Here is a 2552-nt window from a genome sequence, read left to right as displayed (position 1 = left end):
GGGTGCGGCCCGCCCGGCGGCGGCAGCGCGTCCGGCACCCGCGACGCCCGCGCTCGCCACCTCGGAAAACCCCGGCGGACAACCGGTCGTCGCACCGCAGAACGCCAAGATCCAGGCGTTCGGGACGATCAATCAGAGCGTCGAACTGCGCGCGGACGCCACCGAGGACCAGAACATCCGCCGGCTCCTCGGCGGATTGGGCGCCTACCGCAACCCGCTTCGCAACTCCTGGCAGGTCGACTACCGCTACTACGCCGAGGCCCTCAAGCGGCTCATCGCCGCAGGTTACCAAGTTGAAGGCAAAGACTATCTCGGCCGGCCGCTCGAGCAGTGGGCGCCGGCGCGCCGCGGGTGGACGCGCATCACACGATAAACATCGCGTCTCCGAAGCTGTAGAAACGGTAGCCGAGCCGGACCGCTTCGGTATATGCGGCCAAGATGCGCTCGCGCCCGGTGAAGGCGCTCACCAGCATCAGAAGCGTCGTGCGGGGCAGGTGGAAGTTGGTGACGAGCGCGTCGGTGACTCGAAATCGGAATCCCGGCGTGATGAAGAGCTCCGTGCTGCCCCGCGCCGGCGCGACCGTCCCGTCGTCTCGCGCGACCGACTCGAGCGTCCGCACGACCGTGGTGCCGACGGCGACCGCCCGGCCGCCCTCCGCTCTCGCCCGGTTGATCGTCTCGGCCGCTTCCGCGCTCACTTCGTACTCCTCGGCGCCCATCCGGTGCCGGCGCACGTCCTCCGCGTCAACGCCGCGAAACGTGCCGAGGCCCACGTGAAGGGTCAGAAAGACGATACGCACGCCGCGCGCCCGAATCGCGTCCAAGAGCGCCGGCGTGAAGTGCAGACCCGCGGTCGGCGCGGCGACGGCGCCCTCGTGCCGGGCGTACACCGTCTGATAATCGGCCGGGCTGTCGAGCGGCCGCTCGATGTACGGCGGCACCGGCATCTCGCCCGCGCGTTCGAGGGCCTCACGAAGATCGCCCGCGGATCGGACGGTGACGAGGCGCGTACCGCGCTCCGTCGGCTCGCCGACCGTGACTTCGATCGCTCCCCCGCCGAAGGCCAGGCGCGCCCCGGGCCGGAGGCGCCGGCCCGGCCGCACAAGGGCTTCCCACCGATCGGCCGCCGGCGGACCGGCCGACGCCGGCGCGAGTTTCAGCAGCAGCACCTCGACCACGCCGCCGGACGCGCGGCGGCCGCGGAGCCGCACCGGCAGCACCTTCGTGTCGTTGAGGACCAGCGCGTCCTTGGGCCGCAGATGCTCCGGGAGGTCCCGGAAGATGCGGTGCTCCAGCACGCCGGCGTCGCGATGCAGGATCAGGAGGCGCGAACTGTCACGCGGCCGCGCGGGCGCCTGCGCGATCCGATCGCGCGGCAGATCGTAGTCGTAGTCCGACAGCCGGAGACTCAGAGGGTGAACGCCTCGGTGGTCGGGGAAGATCGCATCGTGAACCGTCAGTATCTCGGCTCGATTGTCACACCCGTGTAATAGTACTTGAGAATCTGCTCGAACGTGAAGCCGCGCGCGGCCATCGCGCGCGCGCCCCACTGATCGAGGCCCACCCCGTGGCCCGAGCCGCGGCCCGTGAAGCCGGCAGCGGCACCCTCGCGCGTCACGCTGAACATCGTGCTGCGCAGGACGCTCGGGCCGACGAGCAGCCGGAACCGGTTCGCGTTGATCTCCTGGGTCCGCCCGTCGCCGCCCCGCAGCACGAGCGTGACCACCCGTCCCCACGGGGTCACGCGGCCGGGGGCGACGTCGTCGAGCGCGGCCAGATCGGTGCCGCCGCGGCGGAGATCGCCTTCGATCGCGGCGAGCGGCAGCACGGCGCTCCACGCGACGCCGGGCGCCTCGAGCGCGTACGGATCCGGTACGCCGCGAAGGTATGGATACGGCGTGCCCCAGACGTTCTCGCTGTCCTCGGTGTGGCCGCCCGAGTTGGAATGATAGGCGGCGAAGATCGGCCGCCCGTCGTAGGTGATGATCGTTCCGCGCGTCGCCTCGACCGCCGCGGTCGCGGCCGGATCCTCCGCGGCGGCGCCGAGATAGACCTGCGCGTCGGTCGTCGCCTGGAGGTCGAAGCCCGCGCCGGCGCCCGCCTGACTCCCCTCCCGCGCCAGCATCCGCTGGACCGCGAGCGTGCGCGCGGCCACCGCCTGCGCGCGAACGGCGGCCTGCGGCCAGCGCGGATCGATCTCGCCCTTGATGACCCCGTCGACGTACTCCTCGAGGTCCACGAGATTCACGACGGTGAGGCGGCCGGACGCCGTGCGTCGGAGTTCGAGCGATCCTCGGTACGGGCGTCCGTCGGCCCGAAGAAAACCGCGCTGCGCCGTCAGCCGGACCGCGGGGCCGAAAGACACTCCCGACAGGCCGATGCCGCCCGCGCCGTTGGCGACGGCGATCCACCCGCTCCCGCCCGGCGCCGCCGGGAGCACCGTCGGCGGCGGCGTGGTGAACATCGCGACCGACACGTCTTCGGCGGTGACCGGGCCGTCGGCGGCGATCTGGACGGAGGGACGGTCGATCAGGATGCCGACGCGGACGAGC

At 72.0% G+C, this 2552-nt stretch carries 3 protein-coding genes; 1 reads left to right on the top strand and 2 read right to left on the bottom strand.

Annotated features, from left to right (window positions below):
• Positions 1-373 (top strand): hypothetical protein (locus VFL28_03945; GenBank protein HET7263795.1); only part of this gene is annotated, 373 nt, incomplete at its 5' end.
• Here the strand turns inward: VFL28_03945 and queA are convergent.
• Together queA and VFL28_03935 are read right to left on the bottom strand one after the other, a co-directional pair.
• Entirely contained in the window at positions 363-1364 is a 1002-nt protein-coding gene (queA, locus tag VFL28_03940) for a tRNA preQ1(34) S-adenosylmethionine ribosyltransferase-isomerase QueA (protein HET7263794.1), read from the bottom strand. The genes VFL28_03945 and queA overlap by 11 nt on opposite strands.
• Before the next feature lie 92 nt (positions 1365-1456).
• A partial coding sequence (locus VFL28_03935) for a SpoIID/LytB domain-containing protein (GenBank protein HET7263793.1) occupies positions 1457-2552 on the bottom strand: 1096 nt, incomplete at its 5' end.

The organism is bacterium, from assembly GCA_035691305.1.
Lineage (GTDB): Bacteria > Sysuimicrobiota > Sysuimicrobiia > Sysuimicrobiales > Segetimicrobiaceae > DASSJF01.
Note: the sequence above shows the minus strand (reverse complement) of the source record. Positions and strands in the feature narration are given on the sequence as shown.